This window comes from Streptomyces pristinaespiralis (genome assembly GCF_001278075.1).
Classification (GTDB): Bacteria; Actinomycetota; Actinomycetes; order Streptomycetales; family Streptomycetaceae; genus Streptomyces; species Streptomyces pristinaespiralis.
This window is the reverse complement of record NZ_CP011340.1, coordinates 3,850,859-3,867,637: the sequence shown is the minus strand read 5'-3', so window position 1 is coordinate 3,867,637 and position 16,779 is coordinate 3,850,859. Positions and strand designations below refer to the sequence as shown.

The following is a 16,779-nucleotide window of genomic DNA, read 5'->3' as shown; positions in this document are numbered from 1 at the left end:
CGCCTATGGGCCCATCGGCAGGACGCCCCACTGGCGCGTGGACCGCGCCGGTGCGCCGCTCGTAGCTTCACAGACATGACAACCGACACCGCGCAGACCGCCGCGAACGCCACCCGGCGCGGCACCGTCGAACTCACCCTGGCCATGGTGCTCTCGGGCACCCTCGGCATCTTCGTCGTCGAGTCGGGCGCCTCCCCGTTCGAGGTCGTGTTCTTCCGCTGCCTGTTCGGGGCGCTCGCGCTGGGCGCCTACTGCCTGGCACGCGGCTACTTCACCGACCACGCCTTCACGCCGCGGAAGCTGGCGCTCGCCGCGCTCGGCGGCGTGTTCATCGTCTTCAACTGGGTGTTCCTCTTCGAGGCGTACGAGGAGTCGTCCATCTCGCTCGCGACCGCCGTCTACCACACCCAGCCGTTCTACGTGGTGCTGCTCGGCGCCCTGCTGTTCAAGGAGCGGCTGACCGCCGCGACCTTCGGCTGGCTCGGCGTCGCGTTCGCCGGTCTCCTGCTCGTCTCCGGGGTGAGCCCCTCGGACCCCGGATCGCTCACCGGCCTGGGATTCGCCCTGCTGGCCGCGCTGTTCTACGCCGTCTCGACGGTGATCACCAAGCGGGTCACCGGTGTGCGGCCGCACCTGGTCGCGCTGGTGCAGGTGCTGGTCGGCATCCCGCTGCTGCTGCCGTTCGCCGACCTCGCGGCGGTGAACGGCCTCGGGGCCGGGTGGGCCTGGCTGGTGGGCCTCGGCGTGATCCACACCTGCCTGATGTACGTGCTGATGTACTCGGCCTACCAGAAGCTGACCACCTCGAAGATCGCCGTGCTGGCGTTCGTCTACCCGGCCGTCGCCATGGTCGCGGACGGGGTGGTGTACGGGAACCGCATCGGGCTCGTCCAGGCGCTGGGCGTCCCGCTGATCCTCGTCGCCTCGCTGCGGATCAACCGCACCCGGCAGCAGCCGCGCACCGTGGCGCGCTCCGCCACCGACCCTGCTCCCGTTACGACTCCTGCTCCCGCACCAGCCGCACCGTCTCGTCGATGAACAGCCGCACATGCCGGGGCAGCCGCTTCCCCTCCCGCCACGCCACCTGCGTGTGCAGCCGGAACGGCGGCTCCCACGGCAGCGCGACCAGCACCCCGGACGCCAGTTCCGCACGGACCGTCATCCGGGGCAGCAGCGCGACCCCGAGACCGGCGGCCACACCCCGCTTGGTGGCCTCGATCGTGCCGAACTCCATGAACGGCGGCGGCGCCCCGGTCCGCTCGCGCAGCTCGTTCTCGAAGAGGTCCCGGTACGGGCAGCCCGGTTCGGTGCCCACCAGCTGGGCGTCCGCCAGGTCCGGGGTGGTCAGCCCGCCGGCCCCTGCCAGCGGATGGCCGGGCGCGGCCACGAGCACCAGCGGCTCGGGGGCCAGCACCTCGCTCCGCAGGCCGGTGTGCTCCGTCTCCCGTTCCATCAGGAAGCCGATGTCGTACACGCCCTGGCGCAGCGCCCGGCGGGTCTCGTCACCCAGGGTGGGGCGCAGCGACAGCTTGATCCGCGGATAGCGGTGGTGGAACAGCTCGAGCAGTTCCGGGAGCCGGTAGGAGGTGAGCGACTCCATGGTGCCGATGTTGATGGTCCCCGCCGGTTCGTCCGTCTCCGCGACCGCGGCGCGCGCCTCTTCGGACAGCTCGATGATCCTGCGGGCGTAGGGCACGAGCCGTTCACCGGCCTCCGTGAGCCGGATGCGGCTGCCCAGCCGGTCGAACAGCTCGGTGCCCAGGGAGCTCTCCAGCGAGCGGACCTGGCTGGTGACGCTGGACTGGGCGTACTTCAGTTCGGCGGCGGCCTGCGTGAAGCTGAGGTGGGCCGCGACCTTCTCGAAGGTGACGAGCAGGCGGATCTCCACGTCAGGACTTGTCGCCCTCGCCGCCCTGCTCGCGCTTCTTCAGCTCGTCCTCGCGGCGGCGGAGGTCCGCCTCCCAGTCCTTGAGGACCGCCTCGTCCTTCTTGTTCTCGTCCTTGAGGGACTTCAGGAAGTCGGGGTTGTCGTCGGGCGCCACCCACTGCGTGCGGTGATTGCGGTGCCACTCGGAGGGGGTGCGGCCGCCTGCCGGGGCGTGCCGCATCTTGCCGGCGGCGAACCAGACGATCGGGCCGACGACCCAGAACAGCAGGATGATGAACACCCAGGCCAGCTTGGGCAGATGCTTGGCTTCGTCCTCGGGGGTGTTCAGGCAGTCGATGAACGCGTAGATCGTCAGCGCCAGCGGCAGGATGTACATCAGCGCCCTGAGCATGTGGGACAGCCCCCTGGAGACTTAGGCGGGGCGGCGTTTCCCCGGCCCCGGTGACGGGGCCAGGGTAGCGGGTGACCGATACTTGACCACATGGCTTACGACGATCTTCGCTCCCTGCTCCGGGCGCTGGAGCGCGAGGGCGACCTCAAGCGCATCAAGGCCGAAGTCGACCCGTATCTCGAGGTCGGGGAGATCGTCGACCGGGTGAACAAGGCGGGCGGCCCCGCGCTGCTGTTCGAGAACGTGCGCGGCTCCGCGATGCCGCTCGCGATGAACGTGTTCGGCACCGACCGCCGGCTGCTGAAGTCGCTGGGTCTGAAGTCGTACGCGGAGATCAGCGAGAAGATCGGCGGGCTGCTCAAGCCCGAGCTTCCGCACGGTTTCGTCGGGGTGCGCGAGGCCTTCGGCAAGCTCGGTTCGATGGTGCACGTGCCGCCGAAGAAGGTGAAGGACGCGCCCGTGCACGAGGTCGTCCTGCGCGGCGACGACGTCGACCTCGACGCCCTGCCCGCGCTGTTCACCTGGCCCAAGGACGGCGGCTCCTTCTTCAACCTGGGCCTCACCCACACCAAGCACCCGGAGACGGGCGTACGGAACCTCGGCCTCTACCGCCTCCAGCGCCACGACCGGCGCACCATCGGTATGCACTGGCAGATCCACAAGGACAGCCGCAACCACTACGCCGTGGCCGCGCAGCGGGGCGAGCGGCTGCCGGTCGCCATCGCGTTCGGCTGCCCGCCGGCCGTGACGTACGCCTCGACCGCGCCGCTGCCCGGCGACATCGACGAGTACCTGTTCGCCGGCTTCGTCGCGGGCAAGCGGATCGAGATGGTCGACTGCAAGACGGTGCCGCTCCAGGTACCGGCGAACGCCGAGGTCGTGCTGGAGGGCTGGCTGGAGCCGGGGGAGATGCTCCCGGAGGGCCCCTTCGGCGACCACACCGGCTTCTACACGCCGCAGGAGCCCTTCCCCGCGCTGACCATCGACTGCGTCACGATGCGGGGGCGGCCGCTGCTCCAGTCGATCGTGGTGGGCCGGCCGCCGACGGAGGACGGGCCGCTGGGGCGGGCGACCGAGCGCTTCTTCCTGCCGCTGCTGAAGATCATCGTGCCGGACATCGTGGACTACCACCTGCCGGAGTCGGGCGGCTTCCACAACTGCGCGATCGTCTCGATCGACAAGAAGTACCCGAAGCACGCGCAGAAGGTCATGCACGCCATCTGGGGCGCGCACATGATGTCGCTGACCAAGCTGATCGTGGTGGTCGACAAGGACTGCGACGTCCACGACCTGCACGAAGTCTCCTGGCGCGCGCTCGGCAACACGGACTACGCACGCGACCTCACCGTCGTCGAAGGCCCCGTCGACCATCTGGACCACGCGTCCTACCAGCAGTTCTGGGGCGGCAAGGCGGGCATCGACGCGACGCGCAAACTGCCGGAGGAGGGGTACACGCGGGACGGGGGCTGGCCGGAGATGGTCGAGTCCGATCCCGCGACGGCGGCGCTCGTCGACCGCCGGTGGAAGGAGTACGGCCTGTGAGTCCCGTCGCCGTGGGCGGTCCGGCCCTCTTCATCGGCACCGACACCGACTACGTGGCCCTGGTGCGGCCGGAGCTCGACCCCGCCGACCCGGGCGTCCGGCTGGCCGCCGAGGAGGCGGGCGTCGCGCCCGAGGAGTTCGCGGGCGCCGGTGACACCTGGGCGGTCCTCCTGGAGAGCGACGGCGAGGGCGACGGCTTCGAGCTTCCCGGTGTGCGGGACGCCGAGCCCGCCGATTTCGCGCAGCGGCTGCGCGCCGAGCTCGCCGCGGCGTCCGGTCCCTTCACGGTCGACGGCGGGGCCGTGCTGAGTCTGGACGCCCGTCCGGCCGGCGCGGACGCGTACGCCTTCACGGCGCACGTCACCCCGCCCGACGACGAAACCGGGACGCCGCTGACCGTGGAGACGGGGCCGCTGCCCGTCGCCGGGCTGCTGGCCGACCTCGACGCGTTCCTCGGGAGCCTCGCATGATGACGACCGCCGACGGGGTCGTGGGCTCCGGCCCCGCGCCGCAGCCGACCGGGAAGGTGAAGGCCTTCCTGCGGCTGGTGATGATCGAGCACTCGGTCTTCGCGCTGCCCTTCGCCTACATCGCCGCCCTCACCGCGATGTTCCGGCTGGACAGGCAGGTCAACTGGACCGACCTGCTGCTCGTCACCGTCGCCATGGTGGGTCTGCGGACCTTCGCGATGGCCTGCAACCGGATCATCGACCGGGAGATCGACGCACGGAACCCGCGCACCGCGGGGCGCGAACTGGTCACCGGCGCGGTGTCCGTACGGTCCGCGTGGACCGGCGCGCTGATCGCGCTGGTCGTCTTCCTCGGCGCCGCGGCGCTGCTCAACCCGCTGTGTCTGGCGCTCGCGCCGGTCGCGGTCGTGCCGATGGTGGTCTATCCGTACGGCAAGCGGTTCACCGACTTCCCGCACGCCATCCTCGGTCTCGCGCAGGCCATGGGCCCCGTCGGGGCGTGGATCGCGGTGACGGGGGAGTGGTCGTGGGACGCGGTGATACTGGGTCTGGCCGTGGGCGTGTGGATCGGCGGCTTCGACCTGATCTTCGCCTGCCAGGACGTGCAGGCCGACCGCGCCCACGGAGTGAAGTCGGTCCCGGCCCGCTTCGGTATCCCGGCCGCGCTGCACGGCGCCCGCGCCTCGCACGTCGTGACGACGGGCCTGCTGGTCTGGTTCGCGCTGGCGACGGACGCGGGGGTGCTCTTCTGGGTGGGCCTGGTGATCGTCGCGGCGGCCTTCCTCTACGAGCACACGATCGTCCGGCCGCACGACCTGTCCCGTCTGAACAGGGCGTTCTTCACGACGAACGGCTTCATCGGGATCTCGCTCTTCGTGTGCGCCCTGCTCGACCTCGTGGTGCGCGGCCTGACGGTCTGACGGCCGGCCGGCTCAGGCCCGGGCGCGGCCGCGGAAGACGAAGGCCGCCCCCACCCCCGCCAGCAGGCCGAAGAGGTGGCCCTGCCAGCTCACGCCCGTATCGGCCGGGGAGAGGCCGAGCAGGATCGAGCTGCCCCAGACCGCGCCGATCAGCAGGCCCACGCACACGTCCAGCAGTCTGCGGTCCACGAAGCCGCGCACCACGAGGTAGCCGAAGAGCCCGAAGACCAGGCCCGAGGCGCCCGCGGTGTTGGACCCCGAGGGGGAGAACAGCCAGACGCCGAGGCCGGCCACCAGAATGATCATCAGTGACACGGCGAGGAAGCGGCGCACGCCGGCCAGCGCCGCGAGGAAGCCGAAGACCAGCAGCGGGATGCTGTTGGCGGCGACGTGGGCGAACCCGAAGTGCATGAACGCCGACGGCACGATGTCGACCAGCTCACCGGGCTCACGGGCCACTACGCCGTAGGAGTCGAGGGCGTGTCCCGTCGCCACGTCGACCACTTCCAGCACCCACAGCAGCGCGACGAAGGCGAGGATCAGCTTCGCCGCGGCCCTGGCCCGCTCCGATCTGCCCCACTCCCCGACTTGTGTACGAGTCATCGTCGCCCCCTGCGGTGTGCATGCGCCTGTGTGACGGGAACGTCCCGCGCACCGTGCCCGGTTCCGCGTTCGCGCCGCCGGATAGGCTCGGCGGTGTGGAGCAGAAGCAAGTGAACAGTCGACGGCCCTGGGTCGTGGGGGTGTCCGGTGCTTCCGGCACGCCGTACGCGGCCGCCGTGCTGCGCGGTCTGCTGGCCGCGGGCGAGAGCGTGGACCTGGTGGTCAGCAGGGCCTCGCGGCTGACGCTGCTCGACGAGACCGGTATCGCCTTCCGGGACGCGCACTGGCAGGAGGACCTGCGGCAGTGGCTGGCCCGGGGAGCCGACGGGAAGCCGGACAGCTTCGACGCCGATGTGAGCGACGTGCGGCACTGGGCGGCCGGGGACCTCGCCGCCGGGCCGTCGTCGGGGTCGTACCCGGTCAAGGGGATGCTGATCGTGCCGGCGTCGACCGCCTGTGTGGCGGGTGTGGCGCTCGGACTCTCGAAGGACCTGCTGCAGCGGGCGGCGAGCGTGACGCTCAAGGAGCGGCGACCCCTGGTGGTCGCCGTGCGGGAGACCCCGCTGAACGGACAGACGCTGAAACACCTGGTCACGCTGGACGAGGCGGGCGCAGTGGTGCTGCCCGCCTCTCCGGCGTTCTACGCGGGGGCGACGCACATCCAGGATCTGGTGGACTTCGTCGCGGGGCGGGTGCTCGACGCGGCAGGGGTGCCGCATCGGCTGTACCGCCGTTGGAAGGGGGAGCTGGGTGGTGGCTCCGGAGGCGATTAGCGCTTCTTGCCGGTACGCGGTGCGCGGGCCGGGGCGGCCTTGCGGGCGGCAGAGGGCTGGTGGGCACGCGAGCGGTTGGCCAGCTCCTGCAGCTGTCGCATGTGGGCGTAGGCCATCTCGATCGTGTACACGGTGAGTGTCATCTCCTGTATGGATCGTGATCCTTGTGGGATCAACTTTGATCATTTGAGTAAATCGCAGGGTGTCGGCCCTGTGTGCCTTAGATTCTACACGTAAACTTGCGGTATCGCTGAATAATGGAAGGCTTGAGTCAATGGACGCCGTGGACAGGCAGCTCATCCAGGCCCTGCGCGAGAACGGCAGGGCTTCGTACGCCGAGCTCGGCCGGCTCGTGGGGCTCTCCGGCCCCTCCGTCACCGACCGCATCAACCGCCTGGAAGCGGCGGGCGTCATCACCGGATACCGCGCCACCGTCGACGCCCGCTCCCTGGGCCTCGGCGTCACGGCCCTGATCGGGATCTCGCTCTCCGACGCCGCAGACCACGAGGACGTGGCGCGCAGGCTGAAGGATCTGGCGGAGATCGAGGACTGCTGGTTCATCGCCGGCGACGACTCGTACATGCTGAAGGTGCGCGCGAGCGACGTGGACGGTCTGGAGAAGACGATCCGCCGGCTCTCCGGGACGCGCGGCGTCTCCCGCACCCGGACCACCATCGTGCTCTCCACCAAGTGGGAGAACCGGGTCGGCGACCTGCCGGAGGAGAGCTAGGGATACCGTGGGTGGAGCCCGATTGGTAGACGTATGGGAGGCGGCCCGAAGTGGACGCAGGACTCAAGCGCGAGCTCGAGGAGAAGGTCCGGGCCGGTGAGCGGCTGACGCGTGAGGACGGCATCGCCCTCTACGAGTCGGACGACCTGGCATGGCTCGGCGGTCTCGCACACGAGGTGCGCACCCGCAAGAACGGCGACGTCGTCCACTTCAACGTCAACCGCCACCTCAACATGACCAACGTGTGCACGGCGTCGTGCGCCTACTGCTCGTTCCAGCGCAAGCCGGGCGAGAAGGACGCGTACACCATGCGCATCGAGGAGGCCGTCCGCCTCGCCAAGGCGATGGAGGGCGAGAACCTCACCGAGCTGCACATCGTCAACGGGCTCCACCCCAACCTGCCCTGGCGCTACTACCCGCGCTCGCTCTCCGAGCTCAAGAAGGCCCTGCCGAACGTCTCGCTGAAGGCGTTCACCGCCACCGAGATCCACCACTTCGAGACGATCTCCGGGCTCAGCGCCTCCGAGATCCTCGACGAGCTCATCGAGGCCGGTCTGGAGTCGCTGACCGGCGGTGGCGCGGAGATCTTCGACTGGGAGGTCCGGCAGCACATCGTCGACCACCGCACCCACTGGGAGGACTGGTCGCGCATCCACCGCCTGGCGCACGAGAAGGGCCTCAAGACCCCGTGCACCATGCTGTACGGGCACATCGAGGAGCCGCGCCACCGGGTCGACCACGTGCTGAGGCTGCGTGAACTCCAGGACGAGACCGGTGGTTTCCAGGTCTTCATCCCGCTGCGCTACCAGCACGACTTCGTGGACATGCAGGACGGCAAGGTCCGCAACAAGCTCCAGGCGCGGACGACGATGGCGACCGGCGCCGAGGCGCTCAAGACCTTCGCCGTCTCCCGGCTGCTGTTCGACAACGTGCCGCACGTCAAGGTCTTCTGGGTGATGCACGGCGTGCAGACCGCCCAGCTCGCCCTTCAGCACGGGGCGGACGACATGGACGGCTCGGTCGTCGAGTACAAGATCACGCACGACGCGGACAACTACGGCACGCCGAACAAGCTGACCCGTGACGACCTGCTCGACCTGATCCGGGACGCCGGTTTCCGCCCGGTGGAGCGCAACACCCGTTACGAGATCATCCGCGAGTACCCGGGCCCCGACGCCGACCGGCGCGAGTCGCCGCAGCCCATGCGCGTCTGAGACCGGACCGCCGTCCGTCTCGCTCTGCGAACCCCGGCCACGGCCGGGGTTCGCCGTTTCCTACGCTGGCCCGCATGGCGCTCACCTTCGAACTCGACCCGGACCTCACGAACGAGCTGCGGGACGGCGTCCTCGCACTCTGGACGGACGTCAGCAACGCGGGCGGCGCCGTCGGCTTCGTCCCGCCCGTGACGGCCGAGGACGTCCGGCCGGGGTGGCTGGGGCACCTCACCGCCATCGCGGAGGGCCGGATGCGGCTGCTCGTCGGCCGCGACGCAGGCGGCGCGGTCGCGGCCACCGCCTTCCTCACCTTCAACACCCACCGCCTGATGAGGCACTGGATCTGGCTCTACACGGTGATGGTCCACCCCGGCCACCAGGGCAAGGGCTACGGACGCGACCTGATGGCCGCCGCCGCGGAGGCCGCCCGCGGGTTCGAGGGCATCGAGGCGATACGTCTCACCTGCCGCGGCGGCACCGGCGCCGACCGGTTCTACGGCGCCTGCGGCTACAAGGAGGTCGGCCGGGTGCCGGGGGCGATCCGGGTCGCCGACGGCGACGACCGCGACGACGTCATCATGCTGCTGCCCCTCGGCTGACCCCTCGGGGCGGCGTGCTTCACTGGACAGGCACCCACGTCGTACGCAAGGAAGAAGGCCCGCCGTGTCCGCTGCAAGGACGAGTGCCGCGATCAAGTACACCGCACTGCGTCTGGCGATCTTCGTCGGCTGTTTCGTCGTCGTCGTCGGACTGGTCCAGATCGGCGCCCTGCCCAAGGGGCTCGGTGACTCCAACTTCGTCTGGGTCGTGCTGCTCGCGCTCGTGCTCTCCGCGCCGCTCAGTCTCGTGCTGCTGCGCAAGCAGCGGGACGCCATGTCCGCCCAGATCGTCACCAAGGTCGACAGCGCCAAGGCCCGTCTCGAGGCCAACCGCAAGCAGGAGGACGGCGTCACCCAGTAGGGCGGGCCGACAGGGGTCCCAAAGGGGAGCTTTGAGCTTCGATAAGTTCAAGTGTTAACGTGTTCGGCGTGAAGACAGCAGAGCGCCACTCCGACGCCGCGAGCCTCCTGCTCGTGGCGCGCCTGCATGTCGATCTGTGCCGCTGCATGTCCGCGGTCTGTTGCCGCCACATCTGACAACCCGGCATCACGCAGCGGCGCCGCGCCTTCACGCGCACGGGCGCCGCACCCCCGTCCCCTGTACTTCCCGAACGCCACCACTGGAGTGCGTCCGTGTCCGCGAACACCGCGTCCACCCCTGCCGGAAAGCAGTCCGGCTCCGGATTCCGTATACCCAAGGTCCCCTTCTGGGCCCAGATCGTCGCCGGTCTGGCGCTCGGCGTCCTGCTCGGCGCCCTCGCCCGCAGCCAGGACATCGGCTGGCTGAAGGACACTCTCGACCAGGTCGGATCGATCTTCGTCCAGCTGCTGAAGCTGGCCGTCGCACCGCTCGTCTTCTTCGCGATCCTGGTGTCGATCACCAACCTGCGGAAGGTCAACAACGCCGCGCGGCTGGCCGGCCGCACCCTGCTGTGGTTCATGATCACGTCGCTGATCGCCGTCGCCATCGGCCTCGTCATCGGACTGGTCACCGACCCCGGCGCGGGCACCGGCCTCACCCCGAAGGACGGCCAGAAGCCGGAGAACGCCGGAACCTGGATCGACTTCCTCACCGGCATCGTCCCGACGGACGTCATCACGCCGTTCACCGAGCTCGAAGTGCTCCAGATCGTCTTCATGGCCGCCGTCGCCGGTATCGCCGCCCTCAAGCTCGGTGACCGCGCCAAGCCGATCCTCGACCTGAGCGAGTCGGTGCTCGAGCTGCTCCAGAAGGCCCTGTGGTGGGTCATCCGCCTCGCCCCCATCGGCACCGTGGGCCTCATCGGCTTCGCCATCGCCGACTACGGCTGGGAGCTCATCGGCAAGTACGCCACCTTCACCGCCGACGTCTACATCGGATGCGCCCTGGTCCTCTTCGGCGTCTACCCGCTGCTGCTCGCGACCGTCGCCAAGGTCAACCCCGTCCAGTTCTTCAAGGGGGCCTGGCCGGCCATCCAGCTCGCGTTCGTCTCCCGCTCCTCGGTCGGCACCATGCCGGTCACCCAGAAGGTCACCGAGCGTCTCGGCGTCCCGAAGGAGTACACCAGCTTCGCGGTCCCGTTCGGCGCGACCACCAAGATGGACGGCTGCGCCGCGATCTACCCGGCGCTCGCCGCGATCTTCATCGCGCAGATCTTCGACGTGCAGCTCGGCATCCAGGACTACCTGCTGATCGCCTTCGTCTCCGTCGTCGGCTCCGCCGCCACCGCCGGTCTGACCGGCGCGACGGTCATGCTGACGCTGACCCTGTCCACCCTGGGCCTCCCGCTGGAGGGCGTCGGCCTGCTGATGGCGATCGACCCGATCCTGGACATGATGCGCACGGCCACCAACGTCGCGGGACAGGCGCTCGTTCCCGTCATCGTCGCGGCGCGTGAGCAGATCCTCGACCACGACGCGTACAACAGCGCCACCTCCTCGCCGATCGACGACGTCGACGGCGACACCGAGGCCGGCACCGACGCCGTGACGGCCGAGGAGAAGGGGACCGTGCCGGTCCCCGCCTGACGCCCCACCGCGTCCGGCGGTCCGTGCGACCGCCTCCCCTCGTGGGCCTCTCCCGTCAGCGGGCGAGGCCCACGGTCTTCTGCGGGGCGATGCGGACCTGCGCGAACCGCCGGTTGGCGGCGGTCTGCTTTCTGAAGGCCTCCGGCAGGTCGGGCATCGCCAGCAGCCGGTCGCAGGCACGCAGCGACGCCCCGTACTCGCCCACCCAGTACGCCGTGATCGAGAACTCGAACAGCAGCCCCCACCGGTACACCCACGGCTGTGTGAACAGCACGTCGTCGGGCTGCGGGCGGTCCAGGCCGGCCGAGGCGAAGGCGTGCGCCGCGCGGTGCCGGCCCATGCCGCGCAGCCGGGAGGCCAGTTCGTAGCAGGCCTCCAGCCGCTCCGGACGCGACTCCCAGGCCCGCGACAGAGCGTCCATCGCCCCGGGCCAGTCGTCCGACCGCGCCCGCAGGACACCGGCCTGGAGCAGCGCGTAGTACACCTCCTCCGCCCAGCCGCCCATGGCGGCGCGGCGTTCGTAGAGCTCGATCGCCTCCGCGGTCCTGCCCATGTCGCGCATCGTCTGGGCCAGGTAGAAGACCGTGCGGGTGTTGGACGGGTCGCGCTCGAGCTCGTCGCCCAGCAGGCGGGCGTCGCGCTCGAACTTGTCGTGCCGGGAACCGCCGTCGGCGTGGTCCTCGATGACGAGCGCGTCGAGATTTTGCTGCTGGTCCTTGCGGTCGGCCGTGAGGTACTCGTGCGTGACGCCCTCGTACCGCCACGGGAGGCTGCCGCGGACCAGCCGCTTGATGCGGTACTCGAGCGCGCCCTCGTGGCGCAGCATGTACGAGTCCGCGGTGAGACGCGGCAGCGGTGCATCCTGACGGACCACCAGGTCCGCGTCCAGGAGCAGCAGGTAGTCGGCCTTGCCGCGGGCGTGCCTGATGTTCAGGCTCCGGTTGTGGCCGAAGTTCACCCACGGTTCCTCGTGGAGCTCGCCCGGGATGCCGTCGAGCGCCTTCCTGATCAGGTCCTGCGTGCCGTCGGTCGACCCGGTGTCGGAGATGACCCAGGTGTCGATGAGGCCACGCGCGGATGCCAGGCATCTCTCGATGACGCCCGACTCGTTCTTGACGATCATGCACAAGCAGATGGATGGCTTCACAGCAGCAGCCCTCTCCGGCCGGTCGGTCCGCGGGTGACGCTAGAGGGCCCGGCTCCCGCCGCCGCGGCAGGCACGCCGACGCCGGCTCCGGATCGCCGCCGAGCGCGTCCAGTGGTGGGTACCTGGTAGGCCGATGAGCTGACTGTGCGGCCGTGGCGCCTCAAGACCCGGGCGTGACGCTCCGAAGATCCCAGCGACCAGAACCTGCTTCCGGATCGTCACCCGATCCGGTTCAAAAGGAGTGAATCCATGAGTCCTGATCGCAGGACGAAGTCCCCCTTCGGACCTCTTCCCCGGCGCAAGTCGCTGCTGACCACGGGCGCTGTGGCGTCGATCGCCCTCGTGTTCGCGGGCTTCGGCAGCCCGGCGGTCGCGGCGATGCAGTACGTCCCGAGCGCGAGCGTCGCGGGTGCGTACGGCGACGACGAGTGCAAGCCGGGCAAGGACGACTACCCGCGTGCGCTGCTCGAGGAACTGCGCGAGATGGGCGTTCCGGGCGTCGACGGCCACGACGACAAGTGCAAGGGCAAGGTCGGTCCGACGGGCCCGACCGGCCCCACGGGTCCGACCGGTCCGACGGGCCCCGGCGGGGACGGCCAGACGGGTCCGACGGGCCCCACGGGTCCGACCGGTCCGACGGGCCCCGGTGGCGGTGAGCCGGGCGCGACGGGTGCGACGGGTCCGACCGGTCCGACGGGTCCGCAGGGTGAGCCCGGTCCGTGTCAGGACACTGACGCCTACAACCCCAGCAACGCCCAGGAGGTCAAGGCGGTGCTGACCGGAGGTACGACGTACGCCGGCATCCGCAACCTGCAGGGCCAGAGCGGGCTCGACTTCACCTGGTACAACCTCAGTGACACCGACTCTGACTACCCGGCGGACGCCTGTTCCGTGGCCATCGCCTCCCAGGCGAATGGAGTCTCGATCCAGGTCCTCACCCGTGGAGGCGTCGTCTGGGAGACGGTGTGTGACGTTGTCGGTGGCAATCCCTTCGCGCTTTCTTGCGACGAGGACTGGGAGCCTCTGGCCACGCAGCCGCTGACTGATGCCGAGGCGAACAACCGAGCCCTGAGCAAGCTGAGCGGAACCGACCCCAACTACCGCGCCAAGGGCATGAAGTAGATCCGGCCCTGATCCACTGACGGTCCGGGCCTCTCGCCGGGCCCGGAACGCCGACCGTGTGCTGTGTCCGCCTCGCCGCGGGCACAGCACACGTATGTCCGGGCCCGCCCGGATACGGCCGAGACCCGTCGCGCGCGGTTGACCCCGCCGCGCGGAGTGGACCTTAATGCGGGCCATGAACGCCGCTATGACGCAGTCAACTGCCAGAGTCGTAGGCTTACTGCTGAGTAAGGGCACGGGGCGGGAGGAACACTGAGATGAGTGCGGTGAAGGGCGCGAGGACCAAGCGCATGCCGCGGGCCGTGCGCGAGCAGCAGATGATGGACGCTGCCGTGCGGACCTTCGGGCAGCTGGGTTACCGGGCCGCCTCGATGGACGAGATCGCGGAGCTCGCCGGTGTGTCCAAGCCCCTGGTGTACCTGTACCTGAACTCCAAGGAGGAGCTCTTCACCGCCTGCATCAGGCGTGAGGCGCAGCGGCTCACCGAGGCCGTGCAGGCCGCGATCCAGCCGGGGCTGACGGCGGACCGGCAGATGTGGGCGGGGCTGGAGGCCTTCTTCCGGCACACGCAGGAGAACCCGGACGGCTGGTCGGTGCTGCACCGTCAGGCGCGGACGCACGGTGAACCGTTCGCGGCCGAGGTCGCGCGGATGCGGGAGGAGATCGCCGCCTTCGTGACCGTGCTGATCGGCGCGGCGGCCCGCCAGGGTGTGCCCCCGGCGCCGGGCGCGACGGGGTCGAACCGCAGCGCCGAGCTGGCGGACCGGGACGTCGAAGGTCTCGCGCAGGCGCTCGTGGGGGCCGCGGAGTCGCTCGCGGGGTGGGCGAACGAAGCCGGCGGCATCTCGGCGAAGGAGGCCGCCGGCCTCCTGATGAACTTCGCGTGGACCGGCCTCGGCGGCCTCATGCACGGGGAGCGCTGGTCTCCCCGGTGAGGTGTACGCGGTCGCCGCTGCGCAGCTCGAAGCGGGTGCCGTCCGGGGCGGTGGCCGCCGCGTAGGTGACGTCGGCGGGCAGCAGCACGGGCGCCCGGAACTCCGCCCGTGCCCCGTCCGCCGGCCCGCCGGTCCGTTCGGCCTCCGCCAGGCAGCGGGCGAACGTCCACATGCCGTGGGCGATGGCGCGGGGGAATCCGAAGAGCCTGGCCGTGAGCGGGTGCAGGTGGATCGGGTTGCGGTCGCCGGAGGCCGCGCCGTAGCGACGGCCGAGGTCGCCGGGGACCCGCCATTCGGCGACGGCGGGCAGCGGCCCGGTGGCGGGGGCGTCCTCTCGCGGGACGTCGTGGGTGGTGCGGTGCCGGGCGAGGTAGGAGCTGCGGGACTCCCAGACCAGTTCGCCGCCGAGCCGTGCCTCTGTCGCCACGACCACTTCGGTGCCGCGCCGGTGGGGGATCAGTTCCTCCGCGTGGACCGCCACCTCCGGCCGGTCGGAGCTCGTCAGCGCAGGCCCGTGCCGGACGATCTCGATGCGGGTGTGGACCAGTCCGAGGAGCGGCAGCGGGAAGGCACGGTCGGCCATCAGTCGCATGGCGAGCGGGAACCCGAGGATGTGGGGGTAGGTCAGTGGCAGCGCAGTGCCCGCCGGGAAGCCGCAGATCCCGGCGTACGCGGCGAGGCGCCCGGCGTCCGTGCGGGCCCCGGGCAGCACCAGCCGGACGCCGGGGAGCTGCGCCCCGGCGTGGACACGGCGCTTCAGCGGGGACAGCGCCGCCCCCCGGAGCAGCAGCGGCGTGAGCGGGGGCGCCGAGGTGAGCGTGGTGGTCCGCACGGTCACGCCCCCAGCAGACTCTGGCCGCAGACGCGCAGGATCTGGCCGTTGACCGGACCCGAGGAGGGGTGGGCCAGGAAGGCGGTCGCCTCCGCGACGTCCACGGGCAGCCCGCCCTGTATCTGCGAGTTCATCCGGCGGCCGGCCTCCCGGACGAAGAGCGGGACGGCGGCGGTCATGCCGGTCTCGATGAAGCCGGGAGCGACCGCGTTGACGGTCACGCCGTGCGCGGCGGCGGCCCGTGGCGCGAGAGAGCGGACCATGCCGATGATCCCGGCCTTGCTCGCCGCGTAGTTGGTCTGACCCGTGTTGCCCGCGATGCCGGCGATGGACGCGGTGGCGACGACGCGCCCGCCGCGGCTGAGCGTGCCCGTCTTCAGCAGGGCGTCCGTGGTGTCGAGGACCGCGGCGAGATTGACGTCGAGCACCGGGGCCCAGCGGTCCGCCGGCATGTTGGCGAGCCGGCGGTCCCGGGTGATGCCCGCGTTGTGGACGAGGACGTCCAGCCGGCCGTCGGGCAGCGCGGAGGCGATGCGGTAGGCCGCGTCGTCCGTCGTGATGTCGAGGGGGAGCGCTGTCGCGCCCAGCCGCTCCGCGGTGCGCGCCAGTTCACCGGCCGCCCCGGGGACGTCCAGAGCGACGACGCGGGCGCCGTCGCGGGCGAGGACCTCGGCCACGGCGGCGCCGATGCCCCGGGCGGCGCCGGTGACGACCGCGGTGCGGCCGGTGAACGGGCGGGCCGGATCGGCGGGCAGCTCCGGTTCCGCGTCGGCGAGTTCGACGACCTGGCCGCTGACGTACGCGGACCGGGGCGAGAGGAGGAAGCGCAGCGTGGACCCGGCGGCGGAGGGCGAAGGGCCGGTCAGCCGGACGAGGTTGGCCGTGCCGCCCCGGCCGATCTCCTTGCCCAGGGAACGGACGAAGCCCTCGAGCGCCTGTTGCGCGGCTGCCTGGTGGTGGTCGTCCGCGGACGGGCGCGCGCCGAGGACGACGACGCGGCCGCAGTCGGCGAGGCCGCGGACGACGGGGTGCAGTGCGGCGTGCACCTGTGCCAGGCCGGCGACGTCCGAGACACCGGTCGCGTCGAGCAGCACACCGGCCGGGCGTTCAGCAGCGGCGACCGGCCGCGTCCCGAGGTCGGGCAGCGGGCCGTCGAGCGCGGACGACCCCGCGGTCAGGGTGAGCAACGGGCCGTCGAGCCTCGGGTGTTCAAGGCTCCAGCGGCGCAGCGGGACCGGGCGGGGAAGACCGAGACGGCCGGCGAGGAATCGACCGGGCGCCGTGCCGGTGAGGTTCAGATAGCGGTCCGCCATTGTCCTGACTCCCTGCTCGGTCTTAGATTTACTCCTGAGTAAGGTTACTCAAGGGTCAGGAGTTGGTCGAGATGGTGCCGACGTCGCCTCACGTCGGGGCTGCGGCGACCGGCGGTCGCTCGGGTACCTCGCCGCCTGCCGGACGGGCGTCGTGCGTCACGTACGCGGTGCCCGGCGACGATCGGCGCCCGCCCGCCCCCTGCCGGTCGCGGCCGCACCGGGGCCGGGCCCCCACAGGTTCCGGGCGCCGTGCCCGAGTCCCCTTCCGGCCGTGGGCCGCCCGGGCCCGCCAG

Annotated in this window: 19 protein-coding genes; 12 read left to right on the top strand and 7 right to left on the bottom strand. The window is 70.8% G+C overall.

The annotated features are described in order from the left end of the window. Positions 1-75: 75 nt before the first annotated feature. The gene (locus SPRI_RS16265) at positions 76-1,038 is read left to right on the top strand and encodes a DMT family transporter (protein ID WP_005313901.1); all 963 of its coding nucleotides are present in this window, start codon (positions 76-78) and stop codon (positions 1,036-1,038) included. Here SPRI_RS16265 and SPRI_RS16260 read toward each other — a convergent pair. Beyond that, a complete protein-coding gene (locus SPRI_RS16260; protein ID WP_005313893.1) occupies positions 995-1,888 on the bottom strand; it encodes a LysR family transcriptional regulator in 894 nt (297 codons plus the stop codon). The genes SPRI_RS16265 and SPRI_RS16260 overlap by 44 nt on opposite strands. 1 nt (position 1,889) lies before the next feature. Then, positions 1,890-2,279 carry a PLD nuclease N-terminal domain-containing protein gene (locus SPRI_RS16255; protein ID WP_005313892.1) on the bottom strand — a complete coding sequence of 130 codons (390 nt, stop codon included), beginning with the start codon at positions 2,277-2,279 and terminating at the stop codon, positions 1,890-1,892. Positions 2,280-2,369: 90 nt separating this feature from the next. On the opposite strand from SPRI_RS16255, the gene SPRI_RS16250 reads away from it, so the two are divergent. From SPRI_RS16250 to mqnP, 3 genes are read left to right on the top strand one after another with little or no spacing between them, the layout of a single operon-like run. After that, positions 2,370-3,821, top strand: a complete 1,452-nt coding sequence (locus SPRI_RS16250) for a menaquinone biosynthesis decarboxylase (RefSeq protein WP_005313891.1) — start codon at positions 2,370-2,372, stop codon at positions 3,819-3,821. Beyond that, positions 3,818-4,291 (top strand): hypothetical protein, encoded by a 474-nt coding sequence (locus tag SPRI_RS16245; RefSeq protein WP_037774038.1) that lies wholly within the window; start codon positions 3,818-3,820, stop codon positions 4,289-4,291. The genes SPRI_RS16250 and SPRI_RS16245 overlap by 4 nt, the downstream gene beginning before the upstream one ends. Beyond that, positions 4,288-5,211, top strand: a complete 924-nt coding sequence (gene mqnP / locus SPRI_RS16240; RefSeq protein ID WP_005313889.1) for a menaquinone biosynthesis prenyltransferase MqnP — start codon at positions 4,288-4,290, stop codon at positions 5,209-5,211. Before SPRI_RS16245 ends, mqnP begins: the two co-directional genes overlap by 4 nt. A 12-nt stretch (positions 5,212-5,223) precedes the next feature. Here mqnP and SPRI_RS16235 read toward each other — a convergent pair whose 3' ends face one another. Then, entirely contained in the window at positions 5,224-5,814 is a 591-nt protein-coding gene (locus SPRI_RS16235; RefSeq protein ID WP_005313888.1) for a rhomboid family intramembrane serine protease, read from the bottom strand. Between the two features lie 110 nt (positions 5,815-5,924). On the opposite strand from SPRI_RS16235, the gene SPRI_RS16230 reads away from it, so the two are divergent. Further along, a complete protein-coding gene (locus SPRI_RS16230) occupies positions 5,925-6,587 on the top strand; it encodes a UbiX family flavin prenyltransferase (protein ID WP_005313886.1) in 663 nt (220 codons plus the stop codon). Here SPRI_RS16230 and SPRI_RS38855 read toward each other — a convergent pair. Next, positions 6,584-6,730, bottom strand: a complete 147-nt coding sequence (locus tag SPRI_RS38855; protein ID WP_182327721.1) for a hypothetical protein — start codon at positions 6,728-6,730, stop codon at positions 6,584-6,586. The genes SPRI_RS16230 and SPRI_RS38855 overlap by 4 nt on opposite strands. 131 nt (positions 6,731-6,861) lie before the next feature. Here SPRI_RS38855 and SPRI_RS16225 point away from each other — a divergent pair, with 131 nt between their 5' ends. From SPRI_RS16225 to SPRI_RS16205, 5 genes are all read left to right on the top strand, one after another. Beyond that, positions 6,862-7,317, top strand: a complete 456-nt coding sequence (locus tag SPRI_RS16225; protein ID WP_005313883.1) for an Lrp/AsnC family transcriptional regulator — start codon at positions 6,862-6,864, stop codon at positions 7,315-7,317. 50 nt (positions 7,318-7,367) lie between these two features. After that, positions 7,368-8,531 carry an aminofutalosine synthase MqnE gene (mqnE, locus tag SPRI_RS16220; RefSeq protein WP_005313880.1) on the top strand — a complete coding sequence of 388 codons (1,164 nt, stop codon included), beginning with the start codon at positions 7,368-7,370 and terminating at the stop codon, positions 8,529-8,531. 74 nt (positions 8,532-8,605) lie between these two features. Further along, positions 8,606-9,130, top strand: a complete 525-nt coding sequence (locus SPRI_RS16215) for a GNAT family N-acetyltransferase (protein ID WP_037774036.1) — start codon at positions 8,606-8,608, stop codon at positions 9,128-9,130. Positions 9,131-9,194: 64 nt separating this feature from the next. Next, positions 9,195-9,491 carry a DUF4229 domain-containing protein gene (locus tag SPRI_RS16210; protein WP_005313873.1) on the top strand — a complete coding sequence of 99 codons (297 nt, stop codon included), beginning with the start codon at positions 9,195-9,197 and terminating at the stop codon, positions 9,489-9,491. 272 nt (positions 9,492-9,763) lie between these two features. Continuing rightward, the gene (locus SPRI_RS16205) at positions 9,764-11,137 is read left to right on the top strand and encodes a dicarboxylate/amino acid:cation symporter (RefSeq protein ID WP_005313866.1); all 1,374 of its coding nucleotides are present in this window, start codon (positions 9,764-9,766) and stop codon (positions 11,135-11,137) included. A 55-nt stretch (positions 11,138-11,192) separates the two neighbouring features. Here the strand turns inward: SPRI_RS16205 and SPRI_RS16200 are convergent, their stop codons facing one another. Continuing rightward, positions 11,193-12,260, bottom strand: a complete 1,068-nt coding sequence (locus SPRI_RS16200; RefSeq protein ID WP_053557039.1) for a glycosyltransferase — start codon at positions 12,258-12,260, stop codon at positions 11,193-11,195. Between the two features lie 273 nt (positions 12,261-12,533). Between SPRI_RS16200 and SPRI_RS38850 the strand changes: the two genes are divergently transcribed. Together SPRI_RS38850 and SPRI_RS16190 are read left to right on the top strand one after the other, a co-directional pair. Beyond that, positions 12,534-13,406, top strand: coding sequence for a hypothetical protein (locus SPRI_RS38850; RefSeq protein WP_005313859.1), 873 nt, complete (start codon positions 12,534-12,536; stop codon positions 13,404-13,406). 257 nt (positions 13,407-13,663) lie between these two features. Further along, complete coding sequence (locus tag SPRI_RS16190; RefSeq protein WP_005313857.1) at positions 13,664-14,341, top strand: TetR/AcrR family transcriptional regulator; 678 nt, start codon at positions 13,664-13,666, stop codon at positions 14,339-14,341. Here SPRI_RS16190 and SPRI_RS16185 read toward each other — a convergent pair. Continuing rightward, positions 14,310-15,179, bottom strand: coding sequence for a MaoC/PaaZ C-terminal domain-containing protein (locus SPRI_RS16185; RefSeq protein WP_107082432.1), 870 nt, complete (start codon positions 15,177-15,179; stop codon positions 14,310-14,312). The two genes, SPRI_RS16190 and SPRI_RS16185, sit on opposite strands and share 32 nt — an antisense overlap. Beyond that, a complete protein-coding gene (locus tag SPRI_RS16180) occupies positions 15,176-16,486 on the bottom strand; it encodes a 3-oxoacyl-ACP reductase (RefSeq protein ID WP_053557037.1) in 1,311 nt (436 codons plus the stop codon). The genes SPRI_RS16185 and SPRI_RS16180 overlap by 4 nt, the downstream gene beginning before the upstream one ends. Positions 16,487-16,779 lie beyond the last annotated feature (293 nt).